The sequence below is a fragment of the Citrobacter telavivensis genome (assembly GCF_041807075.1).
Taxonomy (GTDB): Bacteria; Pseudomonadota; Gammaproteobacteria; order Enterobacterales; family Enterobacteriaceae; genus Citrobacter_A; species Citrobacter_A telavivensis.
This window is the reverse complement of the sequence record NZ_JBGUBF010000001.1, coordinates 297368-316435: the sequence shown is the minus strand read 5'-3', so window position 1 is coordinate 316435 and position 19068 is coordinate 297368. Positions and strand designations below refer to the sequence as shown.

The 19068-nt window shown below is 51.7% G+C and carries 16 protein-coding genes, 1 tRNA gene and 1 pseudogene; 10 read left to right on the top strand and 8 right to left on the bottom strand.

From position 1 onward, the window contains the following. Nucleotides 1–18: 18 nt before the first annotated feature. The 6 genes from ACERJC_RS01465 to ACERJC_RS01440 all read right to left on the bottom strand — a co-directional run bounded on the left by ACERJC_RS01465 (nucleotide 19) and on the right by ACERJC_RS01440 (nucleotide 8063). On the bottom strand, nucleotides 19–534 hold the full coding sequence (locus ACERJC_RS01465; RefSeq protein WP_284554216.1) for a helix-turn-helix transcriptional regulator: 516 nt from the start codon (nucleotides 532–534) through the stop codon (nucleotides 19–21). Nucleotides 535–621: 87 nt separating this feature from the next. Then, the gene (locus ACERJC_RS01460; RefSeq protein WP_373670871.1) at nucleotides 622–1317 is read right to left on the bottom strand and encodes a flagellar brake protein; all 696 of its coding nucleotides are present in this window, start codon (nucleotides 1315–1317) and stop codon (nucleotides 622–624) included. A 538-nt stretch (nucleotides 1318–1855) separates the two neighbouring features. After that, nucleotides 1856–5002: a CusA/CzcA family heavy metal efflux RND transporter gene (locus ACERJC_RS01455; protein WP_373670870.1), complete on the bottom strand. Its 3147-nt coding sequence runs from the start codon at nucleotides 5000–5002 to the stop codon at nucleotides 1856–1858. 11 nt (nucleotides 5003–5013) lie between these two features. Beyond that, nucleotides 5014–6276 carry an efflux RND transporter periplasmic adaptor subunit gene (locus ACERJC_RS01450; RefSeq protein WP_373670869.1) on the bottom strand — a complete coding sequence of 421 codons (1263 nt, stop codon included), beginning with the start codon at nucleotides 6274–6276 and terminating at the stop codon, nucleotides 5014–5016. A gap of 32 nt (nucleotides 6277–6308) precedes the next feature. Next, nucleotides 6309–6653 carry a cation efflux system protein CusF gene (gene cusF, locus ACERJC_RS01445; RefSeq protein ID WP_373670868.1) on the bottom strand — a complete coding sequence of 115 codons (345 nt, stop codon included), beginning with the start codon at nucleotides 6651–6653 and terminating at the stop codon, nucleotides 6309–6311. Between the two features lie 27 nt (nucleotides 6654–6680). Then, nucleotides 6681–8063 (bottom strand): efflux transporter outer membrane subunit, encoded by a 1383-nt coding sequence (locus ACERJC_RS01440; protein WP_373670867.1) that lies wholly within the window; start codon nucleotides 8061–8063, stop codon nucleotides 6681–6683. 170 nt (nucleotides 8064–8233) lie between these two features. On the opposite strand from ACERJC_RS01440, the gene cusR reads away from it, so the two are divergent. From cusR to ACERJC_RS01420, 4 genes and pseudogenes are all read left to right on the top strand, one after another. After that, nucleotides 8234–8917 carry a copper response regulator transcription factor CusR gene (gene cusR / locus ACERJC_RS01435; protein WP_152405579.1) on the top strand — a complete coding sequence of 228 codons (684 nt, stop codon included), beginning with the start codon at nucleotides 8234–8236 and terminating at the stop codon, nucleotides 8915–8917. Then, on the top strand, nucleotides 8907–10346 hold the full coding sequence (locus tag ACERJC_RS01430) for a Cu(+)/Ag(+) sensor histidine kinase (RefSeq protein WP_152405580.1): 1440 nt from the start codon (nucleotides 8907–8909) through the stop codon (nucleotides 10344–10346). Before cusR ends, ACERJC_RS01430 begins: the two co-directional genes overlap by 11 nt. A gap of 750 nt (nucleotides 10347–11096) precedes the next feature. Continuing rightward, nucleotides 11097–11642: a bactofilin family protein gene (locus ACERJC_RS01425; protein ID WP_373670866.1), complete on the top strand. Its 546-nt coding sequence runs from the start codon at nucleotides 11097–11099 to the stop codon at nucleotides 11640–11642. A gap of 359 nt (nucleotides 11643–12001) precedes the next feature. Beyond that, a pseudogene (locus ACERJC_RS01420) lies at nucleotides 12002–12349 on the top strand (autotransporter outer membrane beta-barrel domain-containing protein); the annotation flags it as partial. A gap of 105 nt (nucleotides 12350–12454) precedes the next feature. Here the strand turns inward: ACERJC_RS01420 and ACERJC_RS01415 are convergent. Further along, nucleotides 12455–13333, bottom strand: coding sequence for a helix-turn-helix domain-containing protein (locus tag ACERJC_RS01415; protein ID WP_286632621.1), 879 nt, complete (start codon nucleotides 13331–13333; stop codon nucleotides 12455–12457). A gap of 211 nt (nucleotides 13334–13544) precedes the next feature. On the opposite strand from ACERJC_RS01415, the gene ACERJC_RS01410 reads away from it, so the two are divergent. Together ACERJC_RS01410 and ACERJC_RS01405 are read left to right on the top strand one after the other, a co-directional pair. Continuing rightward, nucleotides 13545–13991, top strand: a complete 447-nt coding sequence (locus ACERJC_RS01410) for a VOC family protein (RefSeq protein WP_371895709.1) — start codon at nucleotides 13545–13547, stop codon at nucleotides 13989–13991. A gap of 214 nt (nucleotides 13992–14205) precedes the next feature. Then, on the top strand, nucleotides 14206–14640 hold the full coding sequence (locus tag ACERJC_RS01405; RefSeq protein ID WP_178828452.1) for a VOC family protein: 435 nt from the start codon (nucleotides 14206–14208) through the stop codon (nucleotides 14638–14640). 171 nt (nucleotides 14641–14811) lie between these two features. Here ACERJC_RS01405 and ACERJC_RS01400 read toward each other — a convergent pair. Beyond that, a tRNA-Arg gene (locus tag ACERJC_RS01400) sits at nucleotides 14812–14888 on the bottom strand. Nucleotides 14889–15134: 246 nt separating this feature from the next. On the opposite strand from ACERJC_RS01400, the gene folD reads away from it, so the two are divergent. The 4 genes from folD to malI all read left to right on the top strand — a co-directional run bounded on the left by folD (nucleotide 15135) and on the right by malI (nucleotide 19067). Continuing rightward, the gene (folD, locus tag ACERJC_RS01395) at nucleotides 15135–16001 is read left to right on the top strand and encodes a bifunctional methylenetetrahydrofolate dehydrogenase/methenyltetrahydrofolate cyclohydrolase FolD (RefSeq protein ID WP_042320909.1); all 867 of its coding nucleotides are present in this window, start codon (nucleotides 15135–15137) and stop codon (nucleotides 15999–16001) included. 1 nt (nucleotide 16002) lies between these two features. Next, entirely contained in the window at nucleotides 16003–16215 is a 213-nt protein-coding gene (gene ybcJ, locus ACERJC_RS01390; protein WP_042320912.1) for a ribosome-associated protein YbcJ, read from the top strand. Nucleotides 16216–16466: 251 nt separating this feature from the next. After that, complete coding sequence (locus ACERJC_RS01385; protein ID WP_373670865.1) at nucleotides 16467–17966, top strand: PTS transporter subunit EIIC; 1500 nt, start codon at nucleotides 16467–16469, stop codon at nucleotides 17964–17966. A gap of 84 nt (nucleotides 17967–18050) precedes the next feature. After that, the gene (gene malI / locus ACERJC_RS01380) at nucleotides 18051–19067 is read left to right on the top strand and encodes a Mal regulon transcriptional regulator MalI (RefSeq protein ID WP_286632613.1); all 1017 of its coding nucleotides are present in this window, start codon (nucleotides 18051–18053) and stop codon (nucleotides 19065–19067) included. Nucleotide 19068: the final 1 nt, after the last annotated feature.

Genomic DNA, 19068 nt, shown 5'->3' with positions numbered 1-19068 from the left:
ATCAGGCTGATAACAAACTCAGGATAAAAAAGACAACGGATGGTTGAATCTGACGATCTGTTTATTCAGTGCAGTAGAATGGGCCAGGCCCAACTTAACAATGATCCTCATTTTATGGGTCTGTATCGTTTTATAGCTCACGCTGATCAGATCCGATATCTCGTTTGGCGAATACCCGCTCACCAACAAACTGAGGATTTGTTGTTCACGATCGCTGAGTCGTTTTTGCGAACGGAATACGCGGGGATTCCAGCACTCCTCCGTCAGGGTTGTCAGTCGACCAAAATCACGCAGTGGTGATTTATCGGTCAACACAATGGCCTTTTCGACATACAGCAACTCAATGCACAACGCGGCCAGACGGCTATCAGCTATCACCACCACCGCATTATCGTAGAGTTTAAAACGGCTCTTATTTAAATAACTCACAAAATCCGCGTAAGACTGTTCGTGGCTGATGATATTAAAAATCATCAGCCGATGGCGATAACGTGCGGAGTAATCCACCATCACCTGCCAGGGTACACTCGTCACCTCAGCATTTTTACTCTTTAAATACGTTGAAACACTGCTGCCGACGAAATCTTCATTTCCACACATCAACATAAAGTTCACCCTCCCTTATAAACTTTTCAATTTGTTACTCATCAAAAAATGAATAATGACCTTCTCGACATCCAACGCTTCGCGGGGATGTTTAAATTCGAATTTGCAGGAGATCTGCTGACAGGAATAAAGCTGATTATTCTCATCAAATTCATTAATGGTAACGACATTGACAACCCGGAGATCGCTATGCAGACAACCAAATTGTTCAAAATCGAGGGATGCCCCTTTGATCAGCGCATTTTTATAAAGAAAGCGGGCATTCACTTTTTGTGCAATCAGTGCACAACCGCCGCGAGAGATATTTTTAATCTGCAGCGAGTAATTCTCACCATTTTTATAGCGCCCAGAACAGTAAAATTGATACCCTTTTAAAAAGGAGAAGCGTTGGTGCTGGCGGCGCTGAACTAATAAGATCACCTCCGGGATGCGATACGCCAGCCCGCACTCCAGTTTATCGGTCAGTGACTGACTGAATCTGGCATTAAACCTGATAATGCCGCTGTTACTGTGCAAGATAAAAGACTGAATGGGAGAGAGTGGGATTTCGCTATTGTTGGCAATCACGAAGTAGTCGAAGTCAACCTTTTCTAATTGACTGACCACGCTGGTATCTTTAAATTTCAGTTCCACCTTGGTTTTTCTGAGAAGCTCTTCACGAATAATGGCCACGATCTCAAATTTATTGTCCTTTGCCATCCCAAATCCCATAGTAAAATCCTTATTTTATATTTCAGGTATTTCTCATTCATGTTTAATGATAAATGGCTAAAAATGACTCCGATTCATGGTTTTTGATTACCATAAGGGATTATCTTTCGGATATTTCGCATGATATTAAGTTTTTAGCTATTTTTACTGATTAATTGATATGTAAAAACATTCAGAGAAGTGTAAAAGTGGCCCGCATTATGCGCAAAAGAGGGCTAACTTAACGAAAATTTGATAATAAAAATGAATGAAATGCGATGAACAGCACGATCCTGAAATATAAAATAGAGGTTTACACCTTTCGTAATAAAAGATGAACGTTTGTGTTTTTTATGCACAACCTGCTGAGGAGTAACGGTAAAATTAAATATCAGGGGAATAAGAAAATAATAGATAGGGATTCAGAAAGGGATAAACGTCATCATCAGAAAAAGCATCTTACAGTATTGCGGAATATGTCGGATAGAATAAAAAAACAGACCATAAGGTGTGATTTTATCCGGCCTGCTCGATTACAACAGGCCGGATAATGCAGGTATTAATGTGATATTTTGCGGTGACGACGCATCCACATCAACTTATAAGCTGCCGGGATAATAAACAGCGACAGCAACGGAGCCGTAATCATGCCGCCGATCATGGGCGCAGCAATCCGGCTCATGACTTCCGAACCGGCCCCTGTGCCCCATAAAATAGGCAGCAGACCGGCAATGATCACCGCCACGGTCATCGCTTTGGGCCGTACCCGTAACACCGCGCCGTGATACAACGCCTCATCCAGTTTCTCTGCGCTAAACGTCTGCGGATTGTCCAGCGCCGGATCGGCCTCAATGGCATGGCGCAGGTACATCAGCATTACCACGCCAAATTCCGCTGCCACCCCCGCCAGCGCGATAAACCCGGTTCCTGTCGCGACCGACAGATGGAACCCCATCCAGTACAGGAACCAGATCCCGCCCACCAGCGCAAACGGCACGCTGGTGATGATCAGTAGCGCTTCCCCGACGCGGCGGAACGCCAGATACAACAGGACGAAGATGATCATCAGCGTCATGGGCACCATCAGCTTCAGCTTATGGTTCGCCCGCTCCAGCAACTCAAACTGACCAGAAAACGCGACGCTGGTACCGGGCTTCAACTGGACGTTATCGGTAATTGCCTTTTTCAGGTCGTTGACCACGGAGACCATATCCCTGTCACGCGCGTCAATGTAGATCCAACCGGTGGGCCGCGCATTCTCGGTTTTCAACATCGAGGGTCCCGGCGTGATGTTGATTGTGGCCACATCTCCCAGCGTAATTTGCTGCTTCATCGGCGTCAGGATCGGTAGCTGGCGCAGCGCCTGTGGGCTGTCACGGTAGCTTTGCGGATAGCGTAGATTGATGGGATAACGGGCAATCCCCTCAACGGTCTCCCCCACCATCGCCCCGCCGATGGCGGAGGTGATAAACAACTGCACGTCCCCCACCGTCATGCCGTAACGGGCAGCCTTTTCACGGTTAATGTCGATGTTGAGATAGCGACCGCCTTGCAGACGCTCGGCCAGCGCGGACGTCACGCCAGGGACGGTTCGGGCGACCTCTTCAATCTGCTCGGCCATTGCATCAATATCGGCCAGTACGTTACCGGAGACTTTAATCCCAATCGGACTCTTAATCCCGGTCGAGAGCATATCAATACGGTTACGAATCGGCGGCACCCACAGGTTTGCCAACCCCGGCAGACGGACGGTTTTGTCCAGTTCCTCAATGATTTTGTCCATCGTCATGCCCGGACGCCACTGATCCTGCGGCTTAAGCTGAATGGTGGTTTCCACCATTTCCAGCGGTGCCGAATCCGTGGCGGTCTCCGCTTTCCCGGTTTTACCAAAGACTCTGGCAACTTCCGGAACGGTCATGATAAGCCTGTCGGTTTTCTGTAACATACTTGCCGCTTCTGCCGCCGAAATCCCCGGCAGCGTGGAAGGCATGTACAGCAGGTCGCCTTCGTTAATCTGCGGTAAGAACTCGCCTCCCACTTTACTCAGCGGCCAGGCAACCGTCAGGATCGAGAGCACCGCCACCAGCAGCGTGGTTTTCGGCCAGTGCAGCACTTTCAGCAATAGCGGATGGTAGATGCGGATCAAAAAACGGTTGAGCGGGTTGCTGCTTTCCGCCGGAATTTTGCCGCGGATCCACAGCCCCATCAGAATAGGGATCACCACGATCGCCAGAAACGCCGCGCCCGCCATTGCATACGTTTTGGTGAACGCCAGTGGACCGAACAGGCGTCCTTCCTGCCCCTCAAGGGTAAAGATGGGAATAAAAGAGAGCGTGATGATCAGCAAACTGATAAACAGCGCCGGGCCAACCTCCACGGAGGCGTTGGTGATCACCTTCCAGCGCGTCTCGTTATCAAGCGTTTCGCCCGGATGCCGATGTTCCCACTCTTCCAGTCGTTTATGCGCGTTTTCGATCATCACAATGGCGGCATCCACCATCGCCCCCACTGCGATTGCGATCCCACCAAGCGACATAATGTTGGCGTTCAGCCCCTGGAAATGCATCACGATAAAAGCGATGCACAACCCCAGCGGTAGCGAGATGATCGCCACCAGCGCGGAACGCACGTGCCAGAGAAACAGCGCGCAGACCAGCGCCACGACGATAAACTCTTCCAGCAGCTTAGTGCTGAGGTTGTCGATGGCGCGGTCAATCAACTGACTGCGATCGTAGGTGGTCACCACTTCCACGCCTTCCGGCAGGCTACTTTTCAGCGTCTCAAGTTTACTTTTGACCGCCGAAATCACCTCACGCGCGTTTTTACCGGAACGCAATATGACCACCCCGCCGGCCACTTCGCCATCACCGTTGAGTTCAGCGATCCCCCGGCGCATTTCCGGGCCAATCTGCACTCTCGCCACATCGCGTAGATACACCGGCACACCGTTTTCTCCTGACTTCAGGACGATGTGATTAAAGTCATCCAGCGTTTGTAGATACCCACTGGCGCGGACCATATATTCCGCTTCCGACAGTTCCACCGACGAGCCGCCCGCCTCCTGGTTAGAGGCATCCAGCGCGCCCTTCACCTCCGACAGGCTGATGCCATACTGAGCGAGTTTCATCGGGTCGATCACCACCTGATACTCTTTCACCACACCGCCTACAGAGGCCACTTCCGACACGTTGGGGATGGTTTTCAACTCATATTTCAGGAACCAGTCCTGCAGCGATCGCAGCTCCGCCAGGTCGTGCTTACCGCTGCGATCGACCAGCGCATACTCGAATACCCAGCCCACGCCGGTGGCGTCCGGCCCCATTTCCGCGCTGACGCCCGCCGGGAGCTTACCCTGCACCTGGTTGAGATATTCCAGCACGCGTGAACGGGCCCAGTACGGATCGGTGCCATCTTCAAAAATAACGTAGACATACGAGTCGCCAAACTGCGAGAAGCCGCGCACCGTCTTCGCGCCCGGCACGGACAACATGGTGGTGGTCAGCGGATAGGTGACCTGATTCTCGACAATCTGCGGCGCCTGCCCCGGATAGCTGGTTTTGACGATCACCTGCACATCGGACAGATCGGGCAGCGCATCCACCGGCGTATTGACGATAGTCCAGGTGCCCCAGACGCTGAGAAAGAGCGCGCCAATGATCACCAGAAAGCGGTTGGCAACCGAGCGACGAATAATCCATTCAATCATCTGCGTTCTCCTCAGTGCGCATGGGCCGCATGAACGGGCGTCGCCGACGGCTGCTGTGCGCGCATGCGATCCAACGCACCGGAGATGTTGGCTTCTGAATCAATCAGGAACAGGCCGCTGGCAACCACCTTCTCGCCTTCGTCCAGCCCGGAACGGATCGCCGTCATCCCCTGCGAAGCCTGGAAGACAGAGACTGTCTTCGGAACAAAACGGCCTTCACCGTCCACCGTGATCACCCGCTGTTCGCTGCCAGTATCGATCAGCGCTTTAGACGGGATCAGCAACATCGGCTCGCTGGCCGTTTGCAGATTGAGCCAGGCGTTCATCCCCGGTTTCAGCGCTTCGTCAGGATTCTCTACTTCCAGACGCAGTTGCAGCGTTCGGGTGGTGGCATCAGCGCTGGGCAGCAGCGTCCACTTGCGGACGGTGAATGACTTATCCGGACGCGCCGGAACGGTCAGCGAAAACGGTGACGTGTCCTTAATCAGCCACGCGATGGATTCCGGCACGGCGGCAGTGACCCACACCGGGTCCATCCCCTGAATTTTCGCCACTACGTTATCTTTGGCGATGTTCATGCCGGCGCGTAAATCAAAGGCGGTAATCACCCCGTCAATGGGTGCCGTTAGGGTAAAACGGGTCTGAATTTTGCGTGTTGTGGTCAGACGCCGAATATCCGCATCCGGCATCCCGGCCAGACGCAGTCGCTCCAGAATCCCCTCAACCTGGGTTGCCGTACCGCCGGTCTCTTTGAGCAGCAGATATTCACTCTGCGCTTCCACCCAGTCAGGAATGGTGAGCTCGAGCAGCGGCGCGCCTTTTTTCACCTTATCGCCCACGGTCAGCGGCCAGACTTTATCGATAAATCCGGCGGCCCGCGCCTGCATGATGACAAACTGATACTCGTTGAAGCTGACGTTGGCCGGGAACGTTTGTGCAAACGTGAGAGGACCCCGGCGCACAGCCTCGGTTTTCACACCGAGGTTTTGCGTTTGCGTCGGATCGATCCGGACTCCCGGCGCAGCGGTGCTGGCAGACTCTTCATCGGCATATTTCGGTACCAGATCCATATCCATAAAGGGCGATTTGCCGAGTTTATCGAAGCGGGTATTCGGGTACATCGGGTCGTACCAGAACAGCACGTTGCGGGCTTCTTTTTCCGCGGCAGGTGGTGTATTCGCCGACGGGTGCGCGGCGGCGAAATACATATAGCCGGCCACGGCGATAATGCCGCCCGCCATCATGCTGCCGATAATTAGCGCGATATTTTTCATGAGGTCATGCTCAACGTTAAAATAAGAGAAAATTACTGGCTTTTAATATCCTGCAATAAAGAGAGATTGCCCTGCTGGATAAACGTAAACGCCACGTTATCGCCCGCTTTTATATCGTTGAGCTGCGTTTGCGGCGTGATGGTAAAACGCATGGTCATTGCCGGCCAGTTCAGCGCGGGAATGGGACCATGTTCAATGGTGACTTTTTTGCTTTCCATATCAACACCTTTCACCACGCCGGTGGCGCTGACCACTGGGCTTTGTTCAGCGGCAGGCATGGCGCTCATCATATCGCCGTGATGATGTTCATTGGCCTGGGCGTTAATCGCCAGCGCAGAGAAAACCGCGAATACGACTGCTTTAAATACCGTGTTCATTTTTAATCTCCCATGATGTCATTTGATTTATTCCAGCCAACCGCCACCAAGCGCGGTATAGAGCGTAATTTCGTTAACCTGCCGGGCGTAATTAAGGTCAAGCAGGGTTTGTTGCGTCGCAAAGAGCGAACGTTCGGCGTCCAGCACTTCGATATAGCTCACCGCCCCGTTGCGATAGAGCGCTCTGGCACGCTGAAGGGTGATTTGTAGCGAAGACAGGTAACGCTTCTGACCGCGAATCTGATCGGCCAGGCTCTGGCGCAGCGCCAGCGCATCGGCAACCTCTTTGAAGGCGTTCTGGATCTTCTGCTCGTAATTGACCACCGACTGCTGTTGGCGGATTTCAGCCACATCGAGGTTGGCCTGATTACGCCCGGCGTTGAAGATGGGTAACTCCACCTTCGGAATGAAATTCCACATCCCGCCTGCCGCTGAAAACAGCGTAGAGAGATCGCTGCTGCTGCCGGAGATCCCGCTGGTCAGCGTAATGGAGGGAAAAAATGCCGCCCGCGCCGCGCCGATATTGGCATTCGCCGCCATCAGCGCATGTTCGGCTTCCATAATGTCCGGGCGCTGCAACAGGATGTGCGATGAGAGCGACGGCGGTAACGTCACGCCGTTGAGATCGCCGACGTTGTGTCGCGTATCGTCGGGCAGCGTGCCGTAGCTCCCCAGCAACAGCTGCAACGCGTTGTTTGCCTGCGCCAGTTCCCCCTGACGCCTGGCGATGTCACTGCGGGTACTTTCGATCACGCCGCGCGCCTGTTCCAGCGCCAGCACGTTAGTACTGCCGGTGACCAGCTGTTTTTCCACCAGCGCATACGCGCGCTCGTAATTACTCAGCGTTTCTTGCGCCACCTGGAGCTGTGCAAAGGCCAGACGCTGATTGAAATAGCTCTGCGCCACGTTGGACACCAACAGGATATGCACCGCCCGGCGCGCCTCTTCGCTGGCAAAAAAGTTCTGTCGGTCGGCTTCACTCATGTTTTTCAGTCGACCAAAGAAATCCAGATCAAAGCTCAGATTCAGCCCGGCCTCGTATTCACGCGTACTGCGGGTGTCGCCCTTGAGCTTTCCACTCCATTTCCCGCTGCTTTCTGCGTTCAGTTGCGGATAGCGATCGGCATCGGTCACCCGATATTGCGCCCTCGCCTCCTGCACTTTCAGCGTCGCCATGCGTAAATCACGGTTGCTGCGCAGCGCCTCATCAATCAACGTTTTCACCTGCGGATCGACGAAAAACTGCCGCCAACCGCTGTCCTGATAACCTGCTGGCGACGCCACCAATTGGTTCTGACTCAGAGAAAACTGTTGCGGCACCGGGAGCGCCGGACGCTGATAGTCTGGTGCGAGTGAACATCCTGCCAGCAGTAACGCCATCGAGAGCGTGAGGAGCTTAAAATTACGCATAAGCCTGATTTTCATGTGGGTTGATATCAGCAACTTTACCTGGTGCTCTCTGTTCAACCCGTGACAGCAAAATGACAAAGCTGTCATTTTCCCAGAATGCGATTGCTATCCGATCTGGCTTCTCTAGAATTGAGGGGCCCCATGACATTCGCGTGGTGAAGGAGGACGTGTTGAAAATTTTGATTGTCGAAGATGAGAAAAAGACCGGTGAATACCTGACCAAAGGGCTGACGGAAGCAGGCTTTGTTGTCGATCTTGCCGACAATGGTCTGAATGGTTACCACCTGGCGATGACCGGTGAATACGACCTGCTCATCCTTGACATCATGCTGCCCGACGTCAACGGCTGGGATATCGTCCGGATGCTGCGCACCGCCAATAAAGGTATGCCGATTCTGCTGCTTACCGCGCTGGGCACGATCGAACACCGGGTGAAAGGACTGGAGTTAGGGGCAGATGATTATCTGGTTAAGCCATTTGCTTTTGCCGAACTGCTGGCGCGCGTCAGAACGCTGCTGCGCCGGGGAGCGGCGGTGATTGTCGAAAGCCAGTTTCAGGTGGCCGATCTGACGGTTGACCTGGTGAGTCGCAAAGTGAGTCGTAGCGGAACGCGCATCACGCTCACCAGCAAAGAATTTACCCTGCTGGAGTTTTTTCTGCGCCACCAGGGAGAGGTGTTGCCCCGCTCGCTGATTGCCTCTCAGGTGTGGGACATGAATTTCGATAGCGACACCAACGCCATTGACGTGGCAGTGAAGCGTCTGCGCGGTAAGATTGATAACGACTTTGAACCTAAGCTGATTCAGACCGTGCGTGGCGTGGGGTATGTGCTTGAGGTGCCGGATGGTCAGTAAGCGACTTTCCCGACCTTTTTCGCTGGCGACGCGTCTGACCTTTTTTATCAGCCTCGCGACCATTGCCTCCTTTTTTGCCTTTACCTGGATAATGGTCCAGTCGGTAAAAGTGCATTTTGCCGAACAGGACATTAACGACTTAACCGAAATTAGCGCCACCCTTGAACGTATCCTCAGCCCTTCCGACGAACCGGAATCCCGTCGTCTGGAGATCCTGAAAAACGTCGTGGCCGGTTACTCAAACGTGATCATTTCGCTGGAAGATGCCAACCAGCAGGCGCTCTTTCATTCCCCTCATGTGCCGGATATCCGGCAGTTTCTTACCCAGGCCACGCCGGATAAAACTGTTCCGGGTGGCAATGTTTATTTAATTAATGGTCCGTCGATGCAGATGGCAGGCCACGGTACGCATTCCACCTGGCGCATGATCCGCCTGCCGGTCGGGCCGCTGGTTGAGGGTAAACCGGCCTATACCCTGTATCTGGCGCTGTCGATCGATTTTCATCTGCATTACATTAACGACCTGAAAAACAAGCTGATCATGACCGCCTCGATCATCAGCATGTTGATCATTTTTATCGTGCTGTTTGCCGTTTATAAAGGCCACGAACCGATCCGCAGCGTCAGTCGACAAATTCAAAACATCACTTCGAAAGATCTCGACGTACGTCTGGATCCCCAATCGGTCCCTATTGAACTGGAACGGTTGGTGCTCTCTTTTAATCACATGATCGAGCGTATTGAGGACGTTTTTACCCGCCAGTCCAATTTCTCTGCCGATATTGCCCATGAGATCCGAACCCCTATCACCAATCTGGTGACGCAGACGGAAATTGTTCTCAGCCAGCCCCGTAGTCAGAAGGAACTGGAAGAGGTGCTCTATTCCAACCTCGAAGAATTTAGTCATATGGCGAAAATGGTCAGCGATATGCTGTTTCTGGCGCAGGCCGATAACAACCAACTGATCCCGGAGAAAAAAGCGCTCAATCTGGCAGATGAAGTCGGTAAAGTGTTCGACTTTTTTGAAGCGCTGGCGGAAGAGCGGGAGGTCGGACTGCATTTTGAAGGGAGTCCGTGCCTGGTTTCCGGCGATCCCGGTATGCTGCGCCGGGCGATAAGCAATCTCCTCTCCAACGCGATGCGTTACACGCCGCCGGGTCAGACGATCACCGTCCGACTGAAAGAGGCGGACGACCAGGTGCACATCATCATTGAAAACCCGGGAACGCCTATTCCCGCCGAACATCTGCCACGGTTATTTGATCGCTTTTATCGCGTCGATCCGTCCCGCCAGCGCAAAGGAGAAGGGAGCGGTATTGGCCTGGCCATCGTGAAGTCCATTGTGACAGCGCACCACGGAAAAGTGTCGGTGACCTCGGATGCCAGCGTTACCCGTTTTATTCTGAGTTTGCCGAAAGAGCAGGTCTGACTGGCCTGCACCTCTTCACGCTGCGCCCATCTTAAGCACTGTAAACTCCAGGATTCATCCTAAAAAAACAGCCGCTTATCTTGACTCATTTTTCATCACTACATTTTTATTACATTTAAATCACATTCTGACCTTTGCAAATCAGCCTCTGTGGCAACGTGGTTGATCGGCATTCTTCGCTCTTCTGCCCGAGAAGAAATTGCACGGTATCCAGCGGGTAACCCCTGCCCTGACGGTACTTCATCGCCAAAACTTCAAACTACTGCACAAAATTTTTTACTGAAAAAGAAAAAAAATCCGAAAAATTACTCCTTTAATAGTCCTTAAGCATCCTGGGAAAAATTATCTCAGGCCTTGCAATGAACAATCAGGAGCTTACTATTCAGCCCTCTTTTTTTCATTATTGTTAATATTGCGTTGATATTTTTTAAATAGATGAAATTTTAATTATTACAGCCAAAATAAAACAAGGTTTGTTTTTTATTGTGTAATGAATCTCTGAATGGTACCGTCGCAATACATATTAACAGTGATAAATACAAACAGGAGATTACGTGAAAGATTATGCAATATAACCTCCTGTGGCTTGTTTGGGGGCTTTGGCTTTACCTCATTATACATTACGGCGTAGGTGATCAACACTTTTACATCACGTTAAAATCGCGATGGAAGATTATTGCTGTAATTATTTTAAGCTGCGGTTTAATTTATGCTGTTTATTTACTTTCATCATCGATGAGGATCCGAACCATGTTTAAACGTAAAGCGCAAAACACAGCGTTTGCTGAAACCAACGCAGATATTAACATTGCATCTTCTCTTGATTCATCCCAGGTTTCCTACCTGGGCGACGACGTTGAACTCACCGTAAAACCCTCGCACAATGTGCAGATGAGTCCCTCCGTCGCTGTCATTCCTGAAACCTGCATTATTAAGGGCGAACTGAACTCAACCAGCGATATTCACGTTAACGGTCGTATAGACGGCATTATTCGCTCAGAGAAAACTGTCCATATTCTAAAAAGTGGACACGTTGAAGGTGACATTATTGCTTACGCTATCGCCGTTGATGGCGTGCTGAATGGAAACTGTATTGGTGGCGAGGTCAGTATTAATGCACAGGGTGTTGTGAATGGTCAGGTGAAAAGTGATTCTCTGGCTATCCATAAAAATGGGCGTTTTTACGGTAACTCTCTACCGCGCGCGGAAGAGGAAGATCATGAAAATGCGTTTATTTCTGCGATGGATGCGGTGAAAGAAAATACGATCGATATCTCAAATTTTCATAGAGAATAATGTATTTATCGGTATGCCGGATGCCGGCGACGCCTTATCCGGCCTACACAGCTCAGAAAGACAAGCCCTACCTCTTTCCAGTTTAGACAACAACGGATTGATGAGTAATAGCAAAACCAAATACCCCTGACCTCACCACAGGCCTCTTGAGAAACGGATAAGATCTTACGCTAAGACTTCTTGTACAGGCCGCATTGAGCGACAAGCCGATGTTAATACCCCCTCTACGAACAAATCACCTGGCAACAACACCGATCCCCTCCTTTTCTTTTGCTCTGCAGCAGAATCAGCCCAGGTATCATCCTGAAATGAGGTGGCTCCACAGCCTTGTTAATTAAACGCGATACCCGTCTCTTGTAAAGGAAGCCAACGGTACCCGTGTTGAAGGCAAAGGCGATGGTAATTTTCAGTCTCGTGTCGGCGTCCGTCTGTATGGTCACGGTCACAACAAGCTGGATGCGGGCAAAGACCGCAACTTCCAGCCGTTTGTGGAGGTGAACTGGATCCACAACACCAAAGACTTCGGCGCCTCGCTGAGCAGTCAGAATGTGAATTTAGCCAGCAGCCGCAACATTGGTGAAGTGAAAGCCGGTGTTGAAGGTCAGTTGACTAAAAATGTGACGCTGTGGGGTAACGTTGCGCAGCAGGTGGGTGATAAGGGCTATAGCGATACCTCAGCGATGCTGGGCATTAAAGCGTCGTTCTGATAAACGGCATTGATGAACCAGGGGGCGGATCCTTCGCCCCCCTTCATTGCGGGTCAAAGGAGGTTTATCCGCATGAGGTATAAAAAGCGGGTTATGCCGTCTTGATTATTTGCAATGGGCATACCTGTCAGGCAAATGCGTACACAATTTCGTTTCTTCGTGATAAAAGTCCGACAGGTTCCGTTGATAGTCGGACGGCGTTACCCCACAGAGCGCTTTGAAGTCTTTGGTAAAGTGAGCCTGATCGTGATAGTCCAGATCACAGGCAAGAGTTCGGAGCACATCCTCTCCCCGATTGATGCGACGACACGCTTCGTTGATTCTGAGGATTCTGACAAACGACTTCCACGACAAGCCGATTCTCGCCTGGCATAACCGATTGATATGTCGGGTGCTGTAAGACGTTATATCGCTCAGAGCATTAAGACGAAGCATGCCATACACGGAGGAAGAACAAGCAAGAACCTGCTGCAACAGCATGTTTTCAGTGGCTATGCCTGCATGACGGACTAATACTTCGTCGATGGCCTGAAGCAGAAGCGGGTAAGATTCGTGATGCAATTCGATAACAGGAAGAAACAACCGTTCCAGAGAAGGGGCGATGGTCCCCAGAAGATACTGCCTGTTTTGTAATTCATATAAAGGCATACTGCCCAAAAGCCCAAACGCGCCGCCAGGCAGAAACTCAACCAGAATCCGCATGGCGATCGTGTTGAAGTCCCGCGACACCTGGTGCGGTTGGCTGCCAGGCCCCCAAAAGAGCTGCTGGAGACGCCCGTTGGTTAGAGTGAAAACAAGGCAGCCGCTGGCGTCAGGAACAATCGTCAATGGCTGCTGTGGCTGTGGCTCACAATCGCAGCATAATTGCACGGTATAGTGGGAAACAATGTGACGTAACGGCTCAGACGGCGCGAAAAAGAGCTGCGTCGCCGCGCTGTGTCGGTTACCGACAATGTGTTTCAGTCCGCCTGAGAAGGTGTTCATTGCGGTTCAGATGACGCGATAGCAACGCGTTGTTGGTGCAGCCTCTGGGCGGCGACGCGGTAAATTTTGATATTCCCTCATAGAAATGTCCCTTTTTTACAACGAGGAGTCCGGATTATATTGTACCTTTCTCCTCATCAACTGCAGAAATTTTATTATTGTGCGGTTCGTGAATAACAATGTAATCACGCTTCAAAACTATGAGGTGACTATGTCCAGCATCCTGAAAGGAATTAATGTGTTATTTGTCGCCGGGTTTGGTCCCGTCACGACAAACCCAGAGGAAAGTGCGTCTTTATATAAAGACATACTGCAACTGCCGCTTGAAACTATTGACGGTTATGACGGATATCTGCATTCGCAAAACATCCCTGGCATGAAGTATTTTGCCGTCTGGCCGCTGGATAAAGTGGCCCTCTCTTGTTTTGGTTCATCTGAATGGCCTGCCAGTTTACCTGTTCCCCAAGCCTGGCTCGAATTTGAAGTTGACGACATGCAATCCGCCTCCGATATTTTAAAGGAAAGTGGATGTAAGTTGTTGACCTGTATGCAGGAGGAACCCTGGGAACAAACGGTCACCCGCTTTCTCAGTCCGGAAGGGATCATCATGGCCGTATCGTATACCCCGTTTTTACGCAAAGCGTCAGAACCGGAATAGCGAGTAAATGCGGGCTACGTGCCTCTATATCTCCAAAGCGCAAAAAGACCATCCGGTTTTCCGGATGGTCTTTCTGTCATGGTGATGAACGTTTAACTCTCCGTATTAATAGGAACCGATAAGAAATCGCCGAAAGATAAAATTGAGATTTGTTTTTTCCTGATAAAGAATAAATACCAGCAAAAATGACGGTAAAAGGAAGGGAAATGAATTTATGAAAACGTATCAACTCCATCGTGGCAGACTTATCGACCATATCCAGCTCGTGGTTAACGACTTTAACGCCAGCAAAGCGTTTTACACTGCCGTCCTGGCGACGCTGGAAATCCCGATCGTAAGCACAACGGACGATTATTTCTGGGCAGACGAACTGGTCGTATCGTCGGTGAAAAGCGCAGGAGCGCTGGGAGTACCGACAGGACGTCATCATCTGGCCTTCCAGGCCAACAATCGTGAGATGGTGGATGCCTTTTATCATGCAGCAATGACGCATGGGGGACGTGACAACGGAGCACCTGGCGAACGCCGTTACCACTCCGGGTACTACGCGGCTTTCGTACTTGACCCAGATGGTAACAACATTGAAGCCGTCTATCATGGTGAGGCGCAGCGCAGTACACCATCAGTGGAAATCAGCTTCAGCCTTTAGGTATCAGGTTCAGGGTTGCTCAGACCGTGTTTCCCAAATGGAATTGGATAAACTGGAGGTCTTAGACGGTTTCGAGCCTCAGGTTGACTCGATTTTAACGACGATGCCCCAAATATGTCTCATGAAAGAAATATGGAGGCTGGAGGAAATGGTTTAATCGTTGAGTTCTAATGGCGCCCCCTACAGGATTCGAACCTGTGACCGACGGCTTAGAAGGCCGTTGCTCTATCCAACTGAGCTAAGGGAGCAGTGAACTGCAATGCGGACTGATACAAAACTGGTCGGTATTATACGTTCACAACCTTAACGGTCAATGGCTTTCCTCTCAACTGCTTGAGTTGTGAGCATCCTGCTTTTCCTGTCCCCTCCCCTCGCCTGGCGGATCGCCGCTTAAAACCACCCTGACAGAAAGCGGTAACTGACAACCGTCTTCACTTCTGACAAAATAGCGCCATCCCCTTTGACGTGTAGTAACAGATGGAATCCTCTCTCTGATGGCAGCAAAGATTATTGACGGTAAAACGATTGCGCAGCAGGTGCGCTCTGAGGTTGCTCAAAAAGTTCAGGCGCGTATTGCCGCCGGACGTCGAGCCCCGGGCCTGGCTGTAGTCCTGGTAGGCAGCAACCCGGCCTCACAGATTTATGTGGCAAGCAAGCGTAAAGCCTGTGACGAGGTGGGATTCGTCTCCCGCTCGTATGACCTACCGGAAACCACCAGCGAGGCGGAACTGCTTGAGCTGATTGATACGCTCAACGCCGACAACACCATCGACGGTATTCTGGTGCAGTTGCCGCTTCCGGCAGGCATCGATAATGTCAAAGTGCTGGAACGTATCGATCCGGATAAAGACGTGGATGGTTTTCATCCGTACAACGTCGGTCGCCTGTGCCAGCGCGCCCCGCGTCTGCGCCCCTGCACCCCGCGCGGGATTGTCACTCTGCTCGAGCGTTACAACATCGATCTCTACGGTCTGAATGCGGTCGTGATTGGCGCCTCTAACATCGTGGGACGTCCCATGAGCATGGAGCTGCTGCTGGCCGGATGCACCACCACGGTGACCCACCGCTTCACCAAAAATCTGCGTCACCACGTTGAGCATGCCGATCTGCTGATCGTTGCCGTCGGTAAACCGGGCTTTATTCCGGGTGAGTGGATCAAAGAAGGCGCTATCGTGGTTGATGTCGGCATCAATCGTCTGGAAAATGGCAAGGTGGTCGGCGACGTGGTATTTGACGACGCTGCCGCGCGAGCCTCGTACATTACGCCCGTACCGGGCGGCGTGGGACCGATGACGGTCGCCACCCTTATCGAAAACACGCTACAGGCGTGCGTTGAATATCACGATCCTCAGGACAACTAACATGGCGACATTTTCTTTAGGCAAGCATCCTCACGTTGAACTGTGCGATCTGCTGAAACTGGAAGGCTGGAGTGAAAGCGGCGCCCAGGCGAAAATCGCCATTGCCGAAGGGCAGGTAAAGGTTGATGGCGCGGTGGAAACCCGCAAACGCTGCAAAATCGTGGCCGGTCAAACCGTCAGCTTTGCCGGCCAGACGATCACCGTAACGGCCTGAGCTATCTGACACCTCACCCGATCTCTCCTCCGGGGATGTCGGGTTGAGGCCCCCCTCTTCTCTTTCTTTATCTCCCTACGACCATAACGGTTAATTATCGATCAACTTCAAAGAATCACCATTTCATTTGATGAAGCGTGAAATTTAAGTTGCGCGAAACTCACTCCTTCATCACGATAAGTAGAACGTTCTACTATAACGTTCTACTTACAATAACAGCGCTAAAAAAGCGCTACTCGGGGGAAATCAGCATGAGTCTGATATCAGGGTTTGTTAAATCGTTGTCTAAATTATCGATGATTGGCCGCGCTTTAATGCTGCCAATTTCACTGCTTCCTGCTGCGGGCCTGCTGCTGGCCTTCGGGGATAAATTCCATCTGCCGCTGATGATGAACGCGGGCGGCGTTATCTTTGATAACCTGCCGATGCTGTTCGCCATCGGCTCTGCCGTCGGTCTTGCCTCAGAATCGGGTATCGCGGCGCTGTCGGCGGCGGTCTCGGTGTTTGTCACTAACATCACCATCAGCACGGTGCTGAGCATCACGCCGGAGATGGCCTCCCAGGGCGGAAAATACGCCATGGTGGTCGGTATCCCGACTCTGCAAATGGGTGTCTTTGGCGGTCTGATCTGCGGTATTCTCGCCGCCTGGTGCTACAACCGCTTTCACACCATGCAATTGCCGGAGTTCCTCGGTTTCTTTTCCGGTAAACGTTTTGTGGCGATCGCCACCGCGTTTCTCTCCTTTGTGCTGGGACTGCTGCTGCCCTACGTCTGGCAACACATTCAGTCCGGTATCGATGCGCTTTCGGTGATCGTCAACGGCGATAATCAGGCGGTCTCAACCTTTATCTTTGGCCTGGTTGAACGTGCGCTGATCCCGCTCGGGTTACACCACATCTGGTATCCGTCCTTCTGGTACTCCTTTGGGGATTACACCACTCAGGCCGGTCAGGTGATCCACGGCGACCAGACAATCTGGTTCAAAATGCTGGAGGAAGGGGTCAAATCTTTCAGTAGTGATACCTATCAGAACGCCGGCAAATTCATGCAGGGTGAATTCCCGCTGATGTTGTTTGCCCTGCCTGCGGCCTGTCTGGCGATGTATCACGAAGCGCACACGAAGAATAAGAAAATTGCGGCCGGTATTCTGTTTTCGGCAGCGCTTACCTGCTTCCTGACAGGGATTACCGAGCCGGTTGAATTCACCTTTATCTTCGTGGCGCCAATTCTGTACGTCTTCAACGCCATTATGGCGGGGCTGGCCTATATGACCATGTACCTGCTGCATGCGCATATTGCCAAGTCGTTCTCTGCCGGTTTCATCGACTACCTGTCGTTTGGCATCCTACCCTCTTTCAATGGCTATCAGACCAACTTCCTGAACGCCATTATCATCGGCGTGCCGATGGCGTTGATTTACTACTTTACCTTCCGCTTTGTTATTCGCCGTTTCGACATCAAAACGCCAGGCCGTACCGAAGTGACCGCCAATGCGAACGACAAAACGGATACAGAAATTGCCACTGAAATCATCGGCCTGCTGGGCGGCGCGCAGAACATCGACTCCGTCGGTTCCTGTATCACCCGTCTGCGTCTGGAAGTGGCGAAAAGCGACGAGGTCGATAAAGACGGTCTCAACGGCCTCGGCGCGCGCGGCGTAGTCTTTGTCGGCGACAACGGCATCCAGGTGATTTTCGGTGCGAGAGCACAGTTTATCGCCCAGACCATGTCCACGATGATTGGCAAATAATAAGATGCCTGAATGACACGTCTCCTGTTCGCTGGGAGACGTTGTCGTATCTGGCTGATAACCGGTAATTTTCAGGGAGCGATTTTGAAGAAAGTCAGCATTATTGATGTCGCAAAGCAGGCGGGCGTCTCGGTTTCGACCGTCTCGCTGGTGTTACGCCAGAAAGGGAAAATCTCAGAGGCAACGATTGAGAAGGTCCATGCTGCCATCAATACGCTTGGCTATGTTCATAACATCGCCGCAGCGAATCTTCGCGCCAGCACGTCCAATCTGATCGGCCTGATCCTGCGCGATTTCAGCGACAGCTTTTCTATCAAGGTGATGGCAAGCATTGTTCAGGAGCTGGAACAGCAAGGCTTTATGGTTTTTCTGGGTCAGCCACAGGATGATCGGACAAGCCTGGAGCGCTGTTTTCTCTCTTTCAAGCAGCAAGGTGTGGCTGGCGTCATTTATCTGTCGTCGGACCCCACCCGTACAGCGCTACCTGAACAGGTGCGCCAGTGCCCTTTACCATTAGTTGTCGTATCGCAATCGCTGATTGAAGAAAACTGCAATCTGGTAATGCGCGATAATCGTCAGGCGGCGAGCCTTGCCACTCGCTATCTGATTGAACGCGGGCACCGCAGCATTGGCTATATTGGCGGTCGACCAGACTGTCTGATTCGCCAACAGAGATTACAGGGGTTTCGCAATACGCTGGCACAAAATGGCATGGTCTATAAAGAAGAATCGACTCCTGCTTGTGACGATGATACCCACGCCGCCAGCATTGCCACCCGCCATCTGTTGGAACAAAATAACACGATCACCGCTCTGCTTTGCCACTCACCCGCGGCGATGATTGGCTCTATCTCCGGCATTCATCAGGTTGGACGTACCCTCGGTAAAGACGTATTTCTGACCCAGCAGGTGGCACTGATTGGTTTTGAAGATATGCTGCACGTAAATCTCACTTCTCCGTCGTTTACTTATGTCTCTTCCGCCAGTGAAGAAACCGGAAGACAGGCCGCCGGATTAATTATCGGCCAGCTCAGAGAACCAGAGAGACAGACGCAACGGATCACGCTGTCAGGTCAGCTTATCGCACGGGAATCCGCGTAGG

Coding starts and splice junctions, on each gene's coding strand:
- ACERJC_RS01460 (WP_373670871.1), bottom strand. CDS start 1,317: ATGGGATTTGGGATGGCAAAGGACAATAAATTTGAGATCGTGGCCATT.
- ACERJC_RS01455 (WP_373670870.1), bottom strand. CDS start 5,002: ATGATTGAATGGATTATTCGTCGCTCGGTTGCCAACCGCTTTCTGGTG.
- ACERJC_RS01450 (WP_373670869.1), bottom strand. CDS start 6,276: ATGAAAAATATCGCGCTAATTATCGGCAGCATGATGGCGGGCGGCATT.
- cusF (WP_373670868.1), bottom strand. CDS start 6,653: ATGAACACGGTATTTAAAGCAGTCGTATTCGCGGTTTTCTCTGCGCTG.
- ACERJC_RS01440 (WP_373670867.1), bottom strand. CDS start 8,063: ATGCGTAATTTTAAGCTCCTCACGCTCTCGATGGCGTTACTGCTGGCA.
- ACERJC_RS01430 (WP_152405580.1), top strand. CDS start 8,907: ATGGTCAGTAAGCGACTTTCCCGACCTTTTTCGCTGGCGACGCGTCTG.
- ACERJC_RS01425 (WP_373670866.1), top strand. CDS start 11,097: ATGTTTAAACGTAAAGCGCAAAACACAGCGTTTGCTGAAACCAACGCA.
- ACERJC_RS01415 (WP_286632621.1), bottom strand. CDS start 13,333: ATGAACACCTTCTCAGGCGGACTGAAACACATTGTCGGTAACCGACAC.
- ACERJC_RS01410 (WP_371895709.1), top strand. CDS start 13,545: ATGTCCAGCATCCTGAAAGGAATTAATGTGTTATTTGTCGCCGGGTTT.
- ACERJC_RS01405 (WP_178828452.1), top strand. CDS start 14,206: ATGAAAACGTATCAACTCCATCGTGGCAGACTTATCGACCATATCCAG.
- folD (WP_042320909.1), top strand. CDS start 15,135: ATGGCAGCAAAGATTATTGACGGTAAAACGATTGCGCAGCAGGTGCGC.
- ybcJ (WP_042320912.1), top strand. CDS start 16,003: ATGGCGACATTTTCTTTAGGCAAGCATCCTCACGTTGAACTGTGCGAT.
- ACERJC_RS01385 (WP_373670865.1), top strand. CDS start 16,467: ATGAGTCTGATATCAGGGTTTGTTAAATCGTTGTCTAAATTATCGATG.